General features: G+C 34.2%; 16 protein-coding genes. 7 read left to right on the top strand and 9 right to left on the bottom strand.

The genetic code is table 11. The features are described 5' to 3' along the window. Positions 1 to 14: 14 nt before the first annotated feature. From CLU83_RS17350 to CLU83_RS17325, 6 genes are all read right to left on the bottom strand, one after another. Complete coding sequence (locus CLU83_RS17350; protein WP_100432770.1) at positions 15 to 395, bottom strand: GxxExxY protein; 381 nt, start codon at positions 393 to 395, stop codon at positions 15 to 17. 71 nt (positions 396 to 466) lie between these two features. Further along, on the bottom strand, positions 467 to 1,468 hold the full coding sequence (locus tag CLU83_RS17345) for a VWA domain-containing protein (RefSeq protein WP_100432769.1): 1,002 nt from the start codon (positions 1,466 to 1,468) through the stop codon (positions 467 to 469). Further along, the gene (locus tag CLU83_RS17340; RefSeq protein WP_100432768.1) at positions 1,468 to 3,090 is read right to left on the bottom strand and encodes a hypothetical protein; all 1,623 of its coding nucleotides are present in this window, start codon (positions 3,088 to 3,090) and stop codon (positions 1,468 to 1,470) included. Before CLU83_RS17340 ends, CLU83_RS17345 begins: the two co-directional genes overlap by 1 nt. Before the next feature lie 43 nt (positions 3,091 to 3,133). After that, positions 3,134 to 3,997 carry a DUF58 domain-containing protein gene (locus CLU83_RS17335; RefSeq protein WP_100432767.1) on the bottom strand — a complete coding sequence of 288 codons (864 nt, stop codon included), beginning with the start codon at positions 3,995 to 3,997 and terminating at the stop codon, positions 3,134 to 3,136. An 81-nt stretch (positions 3,998 to 4,078) separates the two neighbouring features. Next, complete coding sequence (locus CLU83_RS17330) at positions 4,079 to 5,083, bottom strand: MoxR family ATPase (protein ID WP_100432766.1); 1,005 nt, start codon at positions 5,081 to 5,083, stop codon at positions 4,079 to 4,081. 751 nt (positions 5,084 to 5,834) lie between these two features. Further along, positions 5,835 to 6,647 carry a DUF4382 domain-containing protein gene (locus CLU83_RS17325; protein WP_100432765.1) on the bottom strand — a complete coding sequence of 271 codons (813 nt, stop codon included), beginning with the start codon at positions 6,645 to 6,647 and terminating at the stop codon, positions 5,835 to 5,837. 113 nt (positions 6,648 to 6,760) lie between these two features. Between CLU83_RS17325 and CLU83_RS17320 the strand changes: the two genes are divergently transcribed. The 3 genes from CLU83_RS17320 (at position 6,761) to CLU83_RS17310 (ending at position 9,657) form a co-directional block, all read left to right on the top strand. Next, on the top strand, positions 6,761 to 7,900 hold the full coding sequence (locus tag CLU83_RS17320; protein ID WP_100432764.1) for an ATP-binding protein: 1,140 nt from the start codon (positions 6,761 to 6,763) through the stop codon (positions 7,898 to 7,900). A 470-nt stretch (positions 7,901 to 8,370) separates the two neighbouring features. Then, the gene (locus tag CLU83_RS17315; RefSeq protein ID WP_100432763.1) at positions 8,371 to 9,102 is read left to right on the top strand and encodes a metallophosphoesterase family protein; all 732 of its coding nucleotides are present in this window, start codon (positions 8,371 to 8,373) and stop codon (positions 9,100 to 9,102) included. A gap of 42 nt (positions 9,103 to 9,144) precedes the next feature. Then, entirely contained in the window at positions 9,145 to 9,657 is a 513-nt protein-coding gene (locus CLU83_RS17310; RefSeq protein WP_100432762.1) for a DUF6646 family protein, read from the top strand. Positions 9,658 to 9,719: 62 nt separating this feature from the next. Here the strand turns inward: CLU83_RS17310 and CLU83_RS17305 are convergent, their stop codons facing one another. Beyond that, complete coding sequence (locus CLU83_RS17305) at positions 9,720 to 11,273, bottom strand: aldehyde dehydrogenase family protein (protein WP_100432761.1); 1,554 nt, start codon at positions 11,271 to 11,273, stop codon at positions 9,720 to 9,722. 244 nt (positions 11,274 to 11,517) lie between these two features. On the opposite strand from CLU83_RS17305, the gene CLU83_RS17300 reads away from it, so the two are divergent. After that, a complete protein-coding gene (locus tag CLU83_RS17300; protein WP_100432760.1) occupies positions 11,518 to 12,468 on the top strand; it encodes an MBL fold metallo-hydrolase in 951 nt (316 codons plus the stop codon). A gap of 168 nt (positions 12,469 to 12,636) precedes the next feature. Here the strand turns inward: CLU83_RS17300 and CLU83_RS17295 are convergent, their stop codons facing one another. After that, positions 12,637 to 13,440 carry a trypsin-like peptidase domain-containing protein gene (locus CLU83_RS17295; RefSeq protein ID WP_157802133.1) on the bottom strand — a complete coding sequence of 268 codons (804 nt, stop codon included), beginning with the start codon at positions 13,438 to 13,440 and terminating at the stop codon, positions 12,637 to 12,639. Positions 13,441 to 13,529: 89 nt separating this feature from the next. After that, a complete protein-coding gene (locus CLU83_RS17290; RefSeq protein ID WP_100432758.1) occupies positions 13,530 to 14,642 on the bottom strand; it encodes an endonuclease in 1,113 nt (370 codons plus the stop codon). Positions 14,643 to 14,881: 239 nt separating this feature from the next. Here CLU83_RS17290 and CLU83_RS17285 point away from each other — a divergent pair, with 239 nt between their 5' ends. From CLU83_RS17285 to CLU83_RS17275, 3 genes are all read left to right on the top strand, one after another. Next, complete coding sequence (locus CLU83_RS17285) at positions 14,882 to 15,778, top strand: LD-carboxypeptidase (RefSeq protein ID WP_100433786.1); 897 nt, start codon at positions 14,882 to 14,884, stop codon at positions 15,776 to 15,778. Positions 15,779 to 15,894: 116 nt separating this feature from the next. Beyond that, the gene (locus CLU83_RS17280; RefSeq protein WP_100432757.1) at positions 15,895 to 16,254 is read left to right on the top strand and encodes a YraN family protein; all 360 of its coding nucleotides are present in this window, start codon (positions 15,895 to 15,897) and stop codon (positions 16,252 to 16,254) included. A 106-nt stretch (positions 16,255 to 16,360) separates the two neighbouring features. Then, positions 16,361 to 17,017, top strand: coding sequence for an aspartate kinase (locus tag CLU83_RS17275; RefSeq protein ID WP_100432756.1), 657 nt, complete (start codon positions 16,361 to 16,363; stop codon positions 17,015 to 17,017). The last annotated feature ends 182 nt before the right edge of the window (positions 17,018 to 17,199 follow it).

The following is a 17,199-nucleotide window of genomic DNA, read 5'->3' as shown; positions in this document are numbered from 1 at the left end:
TGCAAACTGTTTTTTTATAAAGTTCCGTTTATTACTCTTTTGACACCATTTTTCAATAAATTGACATTGAAATTAATTAACAAACCTAATTTACAATTTGACAATCTTAAGTATGTTAACAGTTGCGCCAAATGCACGTCATTCAAAGCTTCAACTGATTTAATTTCAACTATAAATTTATCTTCAATAATAATATCTATTCTATAACCCGCATCCAGCTTAACTTCCTCATAAATTAGAGGCAATTGTTTTTGTTTTTCAATTTTTAAATTGTGCTTTTTTAACTCATAAAATAGGCATTCTTCATAAGCACTTTCTAATAAACCTGGACCCAAAACTTGATGAACTTTTAATGCACTTTCAAAAACAATTTTTGATATATCATTTTCGCTCATCTTTATTTTTTACTTTTTATAACTTTCTCTTTGTGGTCTTGGCGCATCCTTCGTGTACTTTGTGTTTAAACCTAAATAAAACTCCTGTATACTGTTTTGCGCAAAATGAATTCAACCAACAATAAAAAACCTGCCAGTAAAACAAAAGGCCTGAATTTTTCATCATAATCATAGAATTTCAATTCTTCGATTTCAGTAGTTTCCAGCTTATTGATCTCGTTATAAATTTGTTCTAATCTGTCATTGCTGGTTGCTCTAAAATATTTACCACCAGTTTTTGCAGCAATATTCTGCATTAATTTTTCATCAATTTCCACTTTCATCATTTGAAATAAAAATTGTCCATTAGGTGCAATTGCATAAGGAAACTCAGCCATTCCATTAGTTCCAATACCTACTGTATATACTTTTATTCCATATTGCTGTGCAATGTCTGATGCCGTTTCGGGTTCGATAAATCCTGCATTGTTTACCCCGTCTGTCAATAAAATAACAACTTTACTTTTGGCTTTGCTATCTTTAAGACGATTTACAGCTGTTGCCAATCCCATCCCGATTCCAGTTCCGTCTTGTAAAACATTATCGTATTTAATGCTAGCAATGGCTTCTTGAATAACCGCTTTATCACTTGTTACCGGTGATTTTGTATAGGCTTCAGAAGCGTAAACTACTAATCCTATTCTGTCATTTGGTCTTTCGTCAACAAACTTGGCAGCTACTCTTTTTAAGGCTTCCATTCTGTTTGGCTTCAAATCTTTGGCAAGCATACTTCCGGATACATCGACAGCCACAACAATATCAATCCCTTTTGTTGTTTTGGTCTTATTGCTGATGTCCACTGTTCTGGGTCTGGCCATAGCCACAATCAATGATGACAATGCCAATAAACGTAAAACATCTAAAGCCGGTTTTAATTTCGTTAGCAAAGATTCCGTTCCTTTGAATCCTTGAAGCGAACTCATCTTTAGGGTAGCAGACCTCTGAGTCCTTTTCCAAACCAGCCAAACGCCTGCAATCGGAATTAGAAGGAACAACCAAAAAAATTCTGGATTTAAAAAGGTTATTTTTTCCATTAGTTACCTGCAGTTTTAAGTTCTACCGAATTCAGAATACGGTCTGATAATTCTGTCGCATAGCGATCTCCTTCTTCGTGAAGAATCATGATTTGCTGTAATCCGCCTTCTTGTCCAAAAAGCACTATTTCATAATATATTTTGGAACTCGTTTGACTGTTACCATCTATTCTTGAGAAAGTTCCGAATCCTTTTTTGCCTGTAATTCCTTTATTGGTCTGGAAATCCTCTTCTTTAACAATCATATTTTGCGCCCCTTGGCTTTCCAATACTTTTAAAGAACTTTCAATAGCTTTGGACAGATCCAATTTTCCTTCCTGTTTATATTTTATAGTGGATACCATAATATAAAAATTGTCCAGCAGACTTCCATATCCAAATGACTGCATCTCTTTGATCAATGCCATTCCGTCTTTTGGCAATGATTTTGTCAAATCCATCCGCTTCAAAACTTTTGGAGTTTCAACGATAACGCCTGGGTTCCCATACTCGCTTTTAACCCAATCGCCTTCCAGTAATTCTTTAGTTGGATGCCCCAGTATATTATCTTTTACATAGTCAAATCCTTTAGTAGCTATAAAGAAAGCCGTAGTTGCAAAAAGTAAGAAAAAAACAGATCCAACCGATATTGCAATACGCTGATTTCTCTTTTTTCTAAGTAAAATCTGAATTTGTTTTTGCTTTTGAGCTTCATTCAAAATAGTGTCTTCCTCAATTGGCACCTCAACCGGGATCGCTTCGTCAAGTGTTAAAATCGCCTTTTGAATTTTGTTTCGGTCATCGGTAATTTCAAATTCCAGCGGTTTTGATTTGGCGAATTTTACTAAATCGGCCTGTTTCAAAACGGCAAATAAATTTTCTATCGTTTCCTGAGAAAGCTTCATTTTCTTTTTTAGCGAAGCCGTTTTAAGTCCTTCAATCAATTCAGACGTAGTGCTTTCCATTGCAGGAATTTCTATTGCTTCTTCAATATAATTTCTGGCAATATCCGTCAGTTCACTATAGTATTCTTTGACTTCTCCATGCTGCCAAAGCTCTTTCTTCTCTAATATATTAAGCAGACTTGTCGCTTTTTCAATTGGCGTTTTATAAACTTCTTCTTCAATTTTTTTCTTCTGACGAATTTTGGTGTACCAGTAAACAAAAGCTCCAATTCCCAAAATCAATACTATTCCCAAAAAATATTTCCACCAATCTGAAGAATCTTCGGCTTTTACAATCTCTTTAATGTCGTACATTTTTTGTCTCAATGTATCGACCTGCACATTGGCAACCTCAACTTTGATGGAGTCACTCAAAAATGCTTTATTGTTTATCAGAATTTTAATGCTTGGAATGGTATATCTGCCCGAATCAAATTGAGTCAAACCGTACTTTTTAATTAATTCGTAACGATCGTCTTTTTTGATGGTGTCAATTGGATAGGAATGAATTACCTCAAGCGCTCCTATGTTTTTTAGCTTTGGAAAAACCACTGTGGACAGCGTATCAACCGAAGTTTTTAAAGTCAGTTTAAACTCAGCTCCAATTTTATTTTTTGTAGTATCGATACTGGTGACTACTTTTTGCTGTGCAAAAAGTGAAGTCGAAAACAGTAGGAATATTAATAGTTTTTTAAACATTTATTTTGGGAAATTTTGATTTTTGATTGAAGATTAACAATCACTATCGCGATTTAAAATAGCCTAATAATTTGGTAACATAACTTTCATCCACTCTAGTATTTACAACACCCGAACCTGATTTGCTAAAAGTTTCTTTGAAATAATTCACATTATCGTGATAGTGTTTTTCATAACTCGTCCGTACTGATTTTGATCCTGTATCAATTAATCTGGTCTCGCCTGTTTCAGCATCCGTCATTGGAACGATTCCTAGATTCGGCATTTTTTCTTCTCGAATGTCATACACTCTGATACCTGTAATATCGTGTTTCTTTGAAGCTATCTTCAATGTATGCTCATATTCTGCAGACATAAAATCGGAAATGACAAACACAATTGCTTTCTTTTTTTGAGTACCCGATAAAAATTTCAAGGCTTGTGCAATATCCGTTTTATAGCTTTTAGGTTCAAATTCTATCAGTTCCCGAATGATACGCAACACATGAGACCTCCCTTTTTTGGGCGGAATATACAATTCGATTTGATCTGAAAATAAAATCAATCCAATTTTATCATTGTTCTGAGTAGCCGAAAATGCCATTGTAGCGGCAATCTCGGTAACAATTTCTTTTTTAAATTGGTTTTTAGAGCCAAAGCTTTCGGAACCGGAAATATCAACCATTAACATCATGGTTAATTCTCTTTCTTCTTCAAAAACTTTAACGTGAGCTTCATTATAACGAGCGGTTACATTCCAATCGATAGCACGGATATCATCGCCAAATTGATATTGCCGCACTTCGCTAAACGTCATCCCCCGTCCTTTGAACGATGTATGGTATTCGCCCGAAAAGATGTGGTCGCTCAATCTTCGGGTTTTGATTTCTATTTTGCGTACTTTTTTTAAAAGCTCTTTTGTATCCATTTCTTTAGTAATTAGTAACTAGTGAATAGTGAATAGTAACCAACCAAGGCTAATTACTTTTCACTTATTACTTTTCACTTTTTAGGGTACTTCAATTTCATTTATAATTTTATTGATAATATCTACCGATGTAATATTCTCGGCTTCCGCTTCATAAGTAACTCCAATTCTATGACGCAAAATATCATGAACTACTGCGCGGACATCTTCGGGAATTACATAGCCACGGCGTTTGATAAAAGCATAACATTTAGCAGCTGTAGCAAGATTGATGCTTCCGCGGGGAGAAGCTCCAAAACTGATTAAAGGTTTCAAATCAGCCAATTTATATTTCTCTGGATAACGAGTCGCAAAAATAATATCCAGTATGTATTTCTCTATTTTTTCGTCCATGTAAACTTCACGGACAGCTTCTTGAGCTCTCAAAATCTGTTCTACAGAAACTACAGGATTTACTTTTTCATAACTTCCTTTAAGATTTTGACGAATTACCAAACGCTCATCTTCCATCTTTGGATAATCGATAACGGTTTTTAGCATAAAACGGTCAACCTGCGCTTCCGGCAATTGATAAGTTCCTTCTTGCTCAATAGGGTTTTGTGTAGCCAAAACTAAAAACGGTTTGTCTAATTTGAAAGTCGTATCACCAATAGTAACTTGTTTTTCCTGCATCGCCTCCAATAATGCAGACTGCACTTTGGCGGGAGCACGGTTAATCTCATCGGCAAGAACGAAATTAGCAAAGATTGGTCCTTTTTTTATAGAAAACTCATTGGCTTTAATATTGTAAATCATAGTTCCAATAACATCGGCAGGCAATAAATCTGGTGTAAACTGGATTCTGCTGAAAGAACCTTGAATAGCTTGTGAAAGTGTATTTATGGCTAATGTTTTGGCCAGTCCGGGAACTCCTTCCAAAAGAATATGTCCCTGTCCCAAAAGTCCAATTAACAGTCTTTCGACCATATGTTTCTGACCCACAATAACTTTGTTCATTTCCATTGTGAGAAGGTCTATAAAAGCACTTTCTCTTTCGATTTTTTCATTGATTGCTCTAATGTCTAAAGTCGCTGTATTTTGTTCCATATTATTATATTTAAACCTCTTGTTTTTGGTATCCTTAATTTGATGGTGCAAATTGAATTTTTTTTTAGAAGTAGGATGTTAAAAAATGGTTAAAACTTCTACAGATCCCCCAATTTTAAGGACGAATTATGATTGTATTTATCTATTTTTAAGAACAAAAAAAAATAAACTTCAAATTCAATAAATTAACCCCATAATCAAGGGGGAACAAAAAAAAATAAACCATGAGTAAAATTCCCTTTTCAAAATTATTGCCGCCACTATGATTTGGCGAATTTAGGTCAAAAACTGCACCAGCGAACAAATGAAGGCCCTCATGCATTCATATCTCGAAAGTGGCATTTCTACCTTCGATCATGCGGATATTTATGGCGGTTACACGACCGAAAAAGATTTTGGAAAACTTTCAGCGAAAGCAAAATAAACCACAGTGATATTCAGTTAATTTCGAAGTGCAGCATCCAAATGATATCTGAAAACAGAAATAACACAATCAAGCATTATTCCAATTCCAAAGACTACATCATTGCTTGAGCTGAACAGTTTCTGAAACATTTGCAGACCGATTATTCAGACCTCCTGCTGTTGCATAGCCAAGTCAGTTAATGCAGTCCACTACTTTTGAAATGGAAGTAGAAGATTGGTTTTCTCTATGGACAGCAAGCACAGGAAATGATGTTCCTTAATTAAAAACAAAAAACAGCTGAAATAATTAGCTGTTTTTTGTTTTATGAAATAATGCAAATTTATCTTATAATGCAATATTCCCTATATCCGTTACTGCTCCATTAACAACAGCTACTTCCAGAATTGTTTTTATCGCCTTACCTGATGCTATATCTGGAGTTAAAGTAACCGTATAAATTCCAACAGGCAGTCCGTCCAATTGAAACACTCCAGCATCATTAGCGTAGGCAGATACTGTTGTTGTACCTACTTGAACAGAGGCTAGAACTTGATAGTCAACTAATAGCGGACTAATAGTTCCTTTAATACTTCCCGAAGTTTCCTTTGTTGAAACCCGGATAACTGGATGTAAATTATAACTACCAGAAGCTCCAGCTTGGACAACAATTGAATGCTCTACATCGAAATCCAATAAGAATTCATAGGTTTTATCCGCGAGTAACGTCTGATTAACTTGTAATTTTAATCCAGATTGTTGAGCACTTGGTGTCTTCAAAGAATGTGTAGTGCCATCTTTAAGCACTACTGTATTATTTTCACCAAGCAATACTCGAATTTGTCCCAAATATCCTGAAGTAATAGCATTATCTGCTATTAAAACAGTTACCCCTCCTGTTAAATCCAGTAAATTATAAACCCCTGGATTTTTTCCAATACTTACCCAGCCTTGATCATCAGTACTTGAGCTGTTTTTTATCAAAACATCTTTAACCTCAAGATTTACCTCTTTATAATCTCCGGGAGCATCAGACAATCTTACGATGACATTTGACGTACCTGAACTTGAAGAATCATCATTTTCATTACATCCAATAAAAACAAGACTCAACATTGTCATTGCAAAAAAAACTAATGTACTTGACTTAATTGTTTTCATAATCTTTGATAATTACATTTTTAGTTAATTTAATTGATATAAAATCAGTAAATTTAGAACGTACCAAATTGTCAGTTTAGTATATTTTTTATTCAAACTATCCAGTATTAACAATGATTAACAAGCGGCTTCTTATCAAAAATCTTCTTGCTCACAATGATGAGAGCAGTTTTTATGATAAAAAAAGACAGCTGAATCTACATACCAGAGAGGGCAAAGCAAAGTTTTTGAAACACATTTGTGCCTTGTCCAATTCTAATCCGACTAATAATTCTTATATAGTAGTTGGAGTCGAGGATGAGAACAATGAAATTGTTGGCGATGATTTTTTTGATGACAGCAGGATTCAGAATTTAGTAAATGCTTTTCTTGAAAATCCGCCCAGAATTCAATATGAAAACGTCCCTTTTCCTAATTTGCCGAAAGACAAAGTAATTGGACTTGTTACTATAAAACCCAATAGCAAAACTTCTTTTTTTAAAAAAGGCATACATACAATTCCTGCCAATACTATTTTTGTGCGACGGGGAAGCAATACGATGCCGATTGAAGGTGAGGTAGAAAAAAATCATCAAAATACAGAAACCGTTATCGGTATTGAAAATAACTCAAGAAACAGTATCAAATATACGCTAGACGGCGTGATTGATTTTATGAATTACCGCCATAAAGACATGGCTCCAAAATATAACGTCTTCAAAGAATTATTTGTCATCTGCTGGGCAGGAATTGTCAAAAAATCCAAAAACATAACCTATCTATCCCGAGTTGATATTGAACTGATTAACGAACAGATCAAATTATTCTATTCGGCTCAAGATGTGGTTGAAATTAACTACGACGAAGACAGTTTTACAATTATTGAATATGTTCCGCTGGGATTGAACGACAAGACCAGCTACTATCCTCTTGAACAGCAAACAATTCATTTTCATGATAACGGGTATTATAAAATTGACCGAAAAATACTTTTTGAACCGCCGGAATACAACAAGAAAATGTTATTCCATATTTACAATTCGAACATTGCTTTGCTGCATAAACTCGAAAAAAATATTAAATTAACGGAGCGGGAAAAAAAGGATTTAAATCATTTGCCTTCCACCTTCATGATTTGTTACCTTAATGGTTTTGAAGATGCTAAACAAAAGCTGATAGATGCCAAAGAGTTATTGAAACCTTTCACGCAAGTATATCTTTCGTTCAAAGAAGCTTTACGAATTTTAAGAAAAATGAAGTATGATGTACAATAAGATATTTTCTTATTGCAATTCCATTTATCATATATTAGCTGAATAATCCCGCTACCCAAGTAACCACATCAATAATAACTTGACAAATAAAATTAGTCATTAAAAGCAATAAGGTGAGAAGTGCATTCATTTTAAAAAATTTTTAAGTAAAATTACAATGATTCCTAATACCAAACAATCCCTAAAAATAATGATATTTTGAATTTCAAAAATACTGAAAATTACTATACTACGTTTATTATTATATTGAAATTCAACGACTATAAGCACCCTTTCAACCGATTTATTCTTAATAAAAACTTAAATTTATTTTAGGCTTAATTCTTATTTTTTTTCAAAATCACTTTGTCTCTAAAATTCAAACTCTTTACACTCCATTTTCTTTCTTATAGATAAACTGCTTTATATCTTTAAAAAAAATGCATCGATTCTACTTTTCTGCTATTTTTGTAAAAGAACAAATTGAGAATATGAGAACATTAGTAGTAGGAGATATACATGGCGGTTTAAGAGCCCTGCATCAAATTCTGGAAAGAGCAAACGTAAGCACAGAAGACAAACTTATTTTTTTGGGAGATTATGTAGATGGCTGGAGCCAATCCCCGCAGGTAATTGATTTTTTAATCGCATTACAAAAAACTCATGATGTCGTTTGCATTCGCGGTAATCATGATGAGCTGTTAAGAGAATGGCTCCAAAACAATAAAAACAATGAGCAATGGCATCAGCATGGAGGCGAAGCTACCGTTTTGGCCTATGAAAGTGTAAATGAAGAAACCAAAAAAAAGCATGTGAAATTCTTAGAATCTCTAAAAGATTATTATTTAGATGAACAAAACAGAATGTTCATACACGCTGGTTTTACCAATATGAATGGTGTGAACTATGAATATTTTCCGAAGCTGTTTTATTGGGACAGAACCCTTTGGGAAACGGCTTTGGCACTAGACCCAAAAATGAAATCAGATCATCCCTATTATCCAAAACGATTTACCTTATACAGCGAAATCTACATTGGCCATACCCCAGTTTCCCGAATTGGAGAAATAATTCCTGTACAAAAGGCTAATGTCTGGAATATTGACACTAGCGCTGCTTTCAAAGGACCGCTGACAATACTGGATGTCGATACGAAAGAATTTTGGCAAAGCGAACTTTTACCTAGTTTATATCCTACAGAAAAAGGACGAAATAGAATCTAAACACTATATTTGCCAAAAATTAATTATTTATATTTTCAACAAATGAAAAAAATTATTACAGTTTTATTTTTAGTTTCTTTTTGCATTACAAATGCACAACAGGCCTTTAAAGGTAAAGGTGATGCAAAAATTAATATTGGAGCCAATATACAAGACGGAGGTTCTGGAATTCAAGCATCTGCTGATTTTGGTCTTGGTGAAAATTTCTCTTATGGATTTGTAGCCGCTTATTTATTAGGAGTAGATGAGTTTTCAGGTATTAATGGTGAAAACATAAAACCAGAATTTCAAGATCGTTTTGATGCAAAATTTAGAGTTAATGCAAATTTGAGCAGTGTAATTGGTGTAGACCAATTAGATATCTATCCAGGTTTGAGCTTAGGATTACGCAATTTTGGCGGTCATCTTGGCGGCCGTTACTTTTTTTCTGAAGGTTTTGGTGTTTTTACTGAACTTGGCTTCCCAATTGCAAAATACAGCGATGATAAAGAAGCATTTGATCATTTAAACAATCAGGTTACTTTTAGTATAGGTGCTTCGTTTAATTTAGATTAAATCCTAATGAAAAAGGAGCTTGTTAACTAAAACAAGCCCCTTTTTTTATGCCTTAAAATTAATTACAAATCAAATTTTATTCCTTGTGCCAATGGTAAACTTGTGGTATAATTGATCGTATTGGTTTGTCTTCTCATATAAATTTTCCAAGCATCAGAACCAGATTCTCTGCCACCACCAGTTTCTTTTTCTCCTCCAAAAGCACCACCAATTTCGGCTCCAGAAGTTCCTATATTTACATTGGCTATTCCGCAATCGGAACCTACAGCTGACAAAAAATGTTCTGCTTCACGCAAGTTATTTGTCATAATCGCTGAAGACAATCCTTGAGCTACCCCGTTTTGAACATCGATTGCATTCTCAACTGTTCCAGAATATTTAATTAAATATAAAACTGGGGCAAAAGTTTCGTGCTGAACGATTTCGAATGAGTTTTGTGCTTCGGCAATGGCTGGTTTTACATAACAGCCGCTTTCATATCCTTCTCCTGAAAGAACGCCACCTTCAACTAAAATTTTACCCCCTTCGGCAACAACTTTGGTCAATGCATTATTATACATTTCTACCGCTTGAGTGTCAATTAATGGTCCAACGTGATTTTTTTCGTCCAATGGATTTCCAATTCTCAATTGCCCGTAAGCCGAAACTACAGCGTCTTTTACTTTATCATAAATACTTTCGTGAATAATCAAACGACGAGTCGAAGTACATCTTTGTCCTGCTGTTCCTACTGCTCCAAAAACAGCTCCGATAACGGTCATTTTTATATCAGCATCTGGAGTAACAATAATCGCATTATTCCCGCCTAATTCTAATAATGATTTTCCTAAACGGCTGGCAACTGTTTGAGCCACAATTTTACCCATGCGGGTAGAACCTGTAGCCGAAACTAAAGGCACGCGCTTATCGGCAGTTAATAATTGTCCAATTGTATAATCTCCATTAATCAAACAAGAAATCCCTTCCGGAAGGTTGTTTTCTCTGATAACTTCTGCAATAATATTTTGGCATGCAATTCCGCACAATGGTGTTTTCTCTGATGGTTTCCAAACGCAAACATCACCGCAAATCCAAGCCAGTGCTGTGTTCCAAGACCAAACGGCAACTGGAAAATTAAACGCTGAAATGATTCCAACAATTCCCAATGAATGGTATTGCTCATACATTCTGTGTCCTGGACGCTCTGAGTGCATGGTTAATCCGTGCAACTGACGAGATAATCCTACTGCAAAATCACAGATATCAATCATTTCCTGAACTTCTCCATATCCTTCCTGCAATGATTTACCCATTTCATAAGAAACCAATTTGCCTAAAGCTTCTTTATTTTGGCGCAATTTTTCTCCAAACTGACGTACAATTTCTCCACGCTGTGGTGCTGGCATCAATCGAAATGTTTTGAAAGCTTCGGCAGCGGTCTGCATTACTTTTTCGTAATCTGCCGGAGTTGTCATTTTTACAGAAGCAATTAATTTGCCATCTACTGGCGAAAAACTCTCGAGAATTTCTCCGTTTGAAAAATGATTAATCCCTGTCGAAGTCCCTTCGTTTATGGCTTTAACTCCCAATTGCGCTAATGCCTCTTTCATCCCAAATTGATTCGTTATTGTTGTCATTGTAACTTTTTTAGTTAAAAATGTTATATTTTTTTGTAAAGATATTATTTTAAAGAGAAACTTGGATACTATTGAAGTGATAAAAACTAACGAAACAAATCGAAATGTTTTTTATTTTTTAAATTATAACAGCAAAATTATAGTTTTCTAATGTGCTGTTCCCAATTTTTATAAAAAAATACAGCCATTAAAAAAGAAGAGAGTAATTTTATAGTCTAAAATAAACTTATAATCCTGTTTTAACATGAAATCCATCTCGCTATATTTTATTGGTTTGTTTTTTATTTTTTCACCATTGCTTGCTCAGAAAAAAGTTTTTGATGTAGTTCCTTTGGGAGTTAAAGGCGGTGTTGACGAAACCAATCTTTCGGCCTATTTAGTTGCTCCTAAAAATACCAATACTTTTATCTGTCTTGATGCTGGAACAATAAATGCTGGAATTGAAAAAGCAATTGCAAATAATATATTCACAGTTTCGGTTGATGAAATTTTACGAAAATATATCAAAGGGTATCTTATTTCTCATGCTCACCTCGACCATGTTTCGGGTTTGATTATTAACTCTCCGGCTGATTCCTCCAAGACAGTTTATGCTGCAAAAAAATGCATGAAGATGATGGAAGAACATTATTTTAATGGAGAAACTTGGGCAAATTTTGGTGATGAAGGTGTGGGTTTTCTGATAAAAAAGTATCATTTTCAAACACTTCCTCTTGGTGAAGAAATCCCGTTAACCAATACCGAAATGACTGTAAAAGCGTTTCCTTTAAGCCATGTGAATCCCTTTGAAAGCACTGCTTTTTTAATCAAAAACGAAGAAAATTATGTTTTATATTTAGGCGATACTGGTCCTGATGAAATTGAAAAAAGCAATGATCTGCGAATATTATGGCAAGCTGTTGCTCCTCTGATTAAAGAAAAACAGCTAAAAGGAATTTTTATTGAGGTTTCGTTCCCAAATGAACAGCCTGATAATGCTTTGTATGGACATTTAACGCCGAATCATTTAATGAAAGAACTCAGTAAATTGGAGGAATTCGCCGGAAAAGGAAGCTTACAGGATTTTAAAATTATCATCACTCATAGAAAACCGCCAACAAAAAATATTCAAAAAATTAAAGAGCAATTGAAAAAAGAAAACTCTTTAGGAGTTGATTTTATATTTCCAGAACAAGGAAGGAAATTTGAATTGTAGAAAATTAATTCCAGTGGGGGAAAATTAACCTCAAAGAATTACGCAAAGATTTGAAGTTTTGTATTCGGGCGGGAAATCGAAGTGCAAAAACTGTATTTATTACTAATGTCCAATTGAAAAACTGCCGTTGAATTTTGCATTTCAATTCACCTCATGTAAAAACCCGTGTTATACAAAGTTTCTTTCTTCTTTTATATTTCCTTTTATAATTTCTTCTATAACATGCTTCTTCCAAACAACACCTAATTGTGCATCAAAATCACTTTCTCCAATCACTCGTCCTGAATAGACACCAACAAAATCTCTGATTTCTCCAAACATCGTTTTGTTTGTAAGTTTTTCTTCTTTTCCTAGATGAATTCCATTACGTCTAAATATGACAGGAGAACCAGACATTCCAGGTTTACTTGCTGTATCAATGAAAAATTTCGGCAAGCCTTCATAGTCAATTTCGGGTTCTGTAGCTACACTTCCTTTTTTCCAAATTGGGAAATTACCTCCTCCTGTGAAAGAATAAGGATATCCTAAAACAAAAACATCATCTGCAATTTCAAGATCAAAATCATGAAATTCATAATTATTTATAGGACGAACAACACAATTGAAATCTTCTGGAATTTCTATCTCAATAGCAATAACGTCTACTTTTTCTTTATGGATAGGATGAATTAACCAATCAGCTTTTCCATTAATATAAATTTCCAAAGTAAAAGTTTTCCAATTAACCTTTTTATCATTCAAAAGAAAAGATAAAACCATGATATCAGGGATTCCACCATGACTCATAATAGGTTTTTTATCTGTCGGATTTAATCCTGTAACAATGTGCCAATTAGTAATTAAGTAATGCTTATCATTAAAATTATATATAAAAGAAGTCCCAGAATATAATAAAGCTTTAGTTTCTTTAAGATGCATAGTGACTGGTATAGTGACAAATGATAAAGGATGTGGGTTAATAGTTTTTTTCATAAATTGTGAGTTATCCTGTTAGCACTTGAAATTTCATATAGCTTATAAATATACACAACTCTTTTCGAACTTTGCATTTAAAAACAATATCATTTTTTCTCCCTTATCAAATAAACATAAACGGGAAAGTGGTCACTAAAACCGATTTCGGTGAGTGAATGCCGTAATGGATAACCTTTGTATTTACCGCTTTTTTGGATTAAAAAAGGTTTGTTGTAAATTCCAGCTTTCCAATATTGGAACGAAGTATAGTCCTTTTGCAACAGCGAACCCGAAACCATCACTTGGTCAAAAATATCCCAAGCATCCCGAAAAGCAATCGTTCCCAATCCTTTATTGGCCATTTCTTCGAATGGGTTATAAATCCCAAATGCGCTAACATCTTGTATTTTTCCTTTAGCTCCCAGAGCTTTTTTTACACTATTATTAAAAGGGCTGTCGTTCAAATCTCCCATGGTTATGACTTTCGCATTCGGATTGATGCGCTGCAAGGAATCAATTATTTTTCTGTTCAAAGCTCCAGCAGCTTCCCGATATGGGCTCGATTTCTTCTCCCCTCCCGATCGTGACGGCCAGTGATTGACAATAATATGAATCTCTTCACCATTCAAAAAACCGGTCACCAGCAATTGGTCTCTGGTGTAAACGCGATGATTATTGATGTTGATTTGAATAACATCTTCGGTTTCTAAATTCTCAGTGGCATCTTCTTTCGGCATTTCTTTAATTGGCTGCACTTCTCTATAGACATACAGCGGAATATTAACATAACTCGTGGGCTGAAATTGTTTTTTTTGATACAATAAAGCAACGTCAATTCCTCTCTTGTCAGGAGAATCAAAATGGATAATTCCATAATCTTTGTCAATCAATTTAGGCTGTTTGATTAAATCTTCAAGAACGCTTTGATTTTCAATTTCGGCACCACCAATGAATGTAGGGGAATTGGGATTTTCACCAGTTCCTATTTCGGATAAAACCCTTGCTAAATTTTCCAGTTTTTGACGGTATTTTTTAGAGTTCCAATGTTGGTCTCCCGTTGGCGTCCATTCCTCGTCATTGGTAATCGGATCATTGATGGTATCAAAAAGATTTTCAAAATTGTAAAAAGCCACGGTATGAATCGAAAAAGCCTTCGTTTGTGCATTTCCTTTGGTTATTAAAAAGAACAGAATCAGATAAAAACAAATCTTTCGGGTCATTAACACGTTTTCTAAAATGGGTTTGATTTTGTAAATATAGTAATTCGATTACAATTATTTATTGTCTTCAGGAAATGCATATCTTTGCTTTAACCCAGAATACTTAACAGCAATTCATTTTTCAAAAAGCCAGTATGCATATCAATCCATTTTCTTTTATTCAAAAACAATCTGTTTTGTATTCAATGCTATTGCTTATTTTTGTTTTGCAGTCTATAAACAGTCAAGCCCAAACCACTATGATCACACCACCTTATTTACAAAAAGGAGACACCATTGCTATTGTTGCCACCGCCAGAAAAAATGTCGATGACAATTTAAAACCAACTATTGACTTACTCCATTCCTGGGGCTTGGAAGTCGTAATTGGAAGTACTATTGGATTGGATTTGAACCAATTGGCAGGAACCGATGAACAGCGCGCCGTTGATTTTCAGCAACAGCTGGACAACCCTAACATCAAAGCAATTTGGTGTGCCCGAGGCGGATATGGTACGGTACGCATGATTGATTTATTGGATTTTACCAAATTCAAACAGCATCCAAAATGGATTGTGGGCTTTAGTGATGTTACGGTTTTGCACAATCATCTCAATACAATGGGCTACAAATCGATTCACGGAACTATGCCGATAAGTGTCGAAAAAACAGCTCCTGAGTCCATAGAAACTTTGAAAACAGCCTTGTTTGGACAAAAATTATCCTATCAAATTGATCCATTTCCAATGAATCGTTTTGGGAAAGCCACTGGAGAATTAGTCGGTGGAAACCTGTCTATTTTATACAGTTTATTGGGATCTAAATCGGCAATTGACTGTACTGATAAAATTTTGTTCATCGAAGATTTGGATGAATATCTCTATCACATTGACCGAATGATGATGAACCTAAAACGTAACGGCTGTCTCGAAAGCATTAAAGGAATTATTGTAGGCGGAATGACCAAAATGAAAGACAACGACATTCCTTGGGGAAAAAATGCCAATGAAATTGTTCAGGATGTGACCAAAAAATACAACATTCCGATACTTTATAATTTTCCTGCCGGACACGTTCACGACAACAGAGCCTTGATTATGGGAAATATCGTGACTATGGATGTAAATGAAAACTGCAATACGGTGGTTTTTGAATAAAAAAGAATATAGAAAATAGATGAAAGAGTATAGATTGTATTTCTTAAACTCAGATATTAAATCTATTTTCTATGTTCTCTTCTCTTATTTTTAACCTCTAATTTCTAACTTCAAAAATGGCTGCACACAACGAACTGGGAAAATTGGGAGAGGATCTTGCTGTAGATTACCTTAAAAAAAACGGATACACCATACTAAACACCAACTGGACATTTCAAAAAGCCGAAATTGACATTATTGCCAAAATAGAAAATACACTCGCCATTATAGAAGTAAAAACTCGATCATCTCTAGAATTCGGTTTGCCTCAAGATTTTGTGAAACCAAAAAAAATACAGCTTTTAGTAAAAGCTGTAGATGCATACGTAATTGAAAGAGATTTGGATATTAATATCCGTTTTGACATCATTGCCATCTACAAAGATGGGAAATCCTTTGCAATTGAGCACCTTATAGATGCTTTTTATCATTTTTGAAAAAATTTAACAATGTTACATTTGTAACAAATTGTTTTTTATGTATCTTTGCAAAGAATTTAGATCCAAAAACTAAGTATTAACTACGTACAAACCACTACACATCATGAAAACAGTTTCCTCAATTGTTGAAAATTACATCAAAACAAAACCATTTTTATTAAATGCATTGTCACTTGGAATCATCAATTTGACTTCTCTGTCACGAAATATTATGACTGAGTTGGAAAGTGAATTTGGAAAAGAAGTAAAACAAGGAGCTGTAGTAATGGCTCTAAAACGTTTAACGGAAGAATTAGACTTTCGATTGAATCACAAAATTAATAAAGTCATAAAAAACATAGGCGAAATCACAGTTCGTTCAGCTTTAACAGATTATACTTATGTCGTTTCGGATACTGTTTTGAACAAACAAGCCGATTTAATCACCGATATCAATTCATTACCAGATATTTTTTATACTTCATCCAAAGGAGTAAACGAAACTAATATTGTAGTAAGCAATAGCGTGAATCACTTAGTAGAGAAACATTTTGCATCCGAAAAATTGATTCAAAAACTAGAAAACCTAGCTTCTATTACCGTTAAACTGCCTAAAGAAAATATTGTAGTTCCTGGGATTTATTATTTCATTTTCCAACGTTTGGCCTGGGAAGGAATCATTATCAATGAAGTAATTTCAACTTCTAATGAATTTACAATAATGGTTAGTGAAAACGAAGTGGATGTTGCTTTCAAAGTGATAAAAGATTTGAAAAATTAAGAATTGTTTTTTTATAAATTTGAAAACGAAGCCTAGTGCTTCGTTTTTTATTTATGCCTAAATTTACACTTTTATCACAAGAGGTTTTATACCGCTTTGCTTTAAATTTACCATTAAGATTTAGAAAAATTTAGACTTAATGCATTTAAATTCTAAATGGTAAAAAAGCAATTATTTATAAA

The organism is Flavobacterium sp. 1 (genome assembly GCF_002797935.1).
GTDB lineage: Bacteria > Bacteroidota > Bacteroidia > Flavobacteriales > Flavobacteriaceae > Flavobacterium.
The sequence above is the reverse complement of the archived record's forward strand: the minus strand, read 5'-3'. Positions and strand labels throughout refer to the sequence as shown.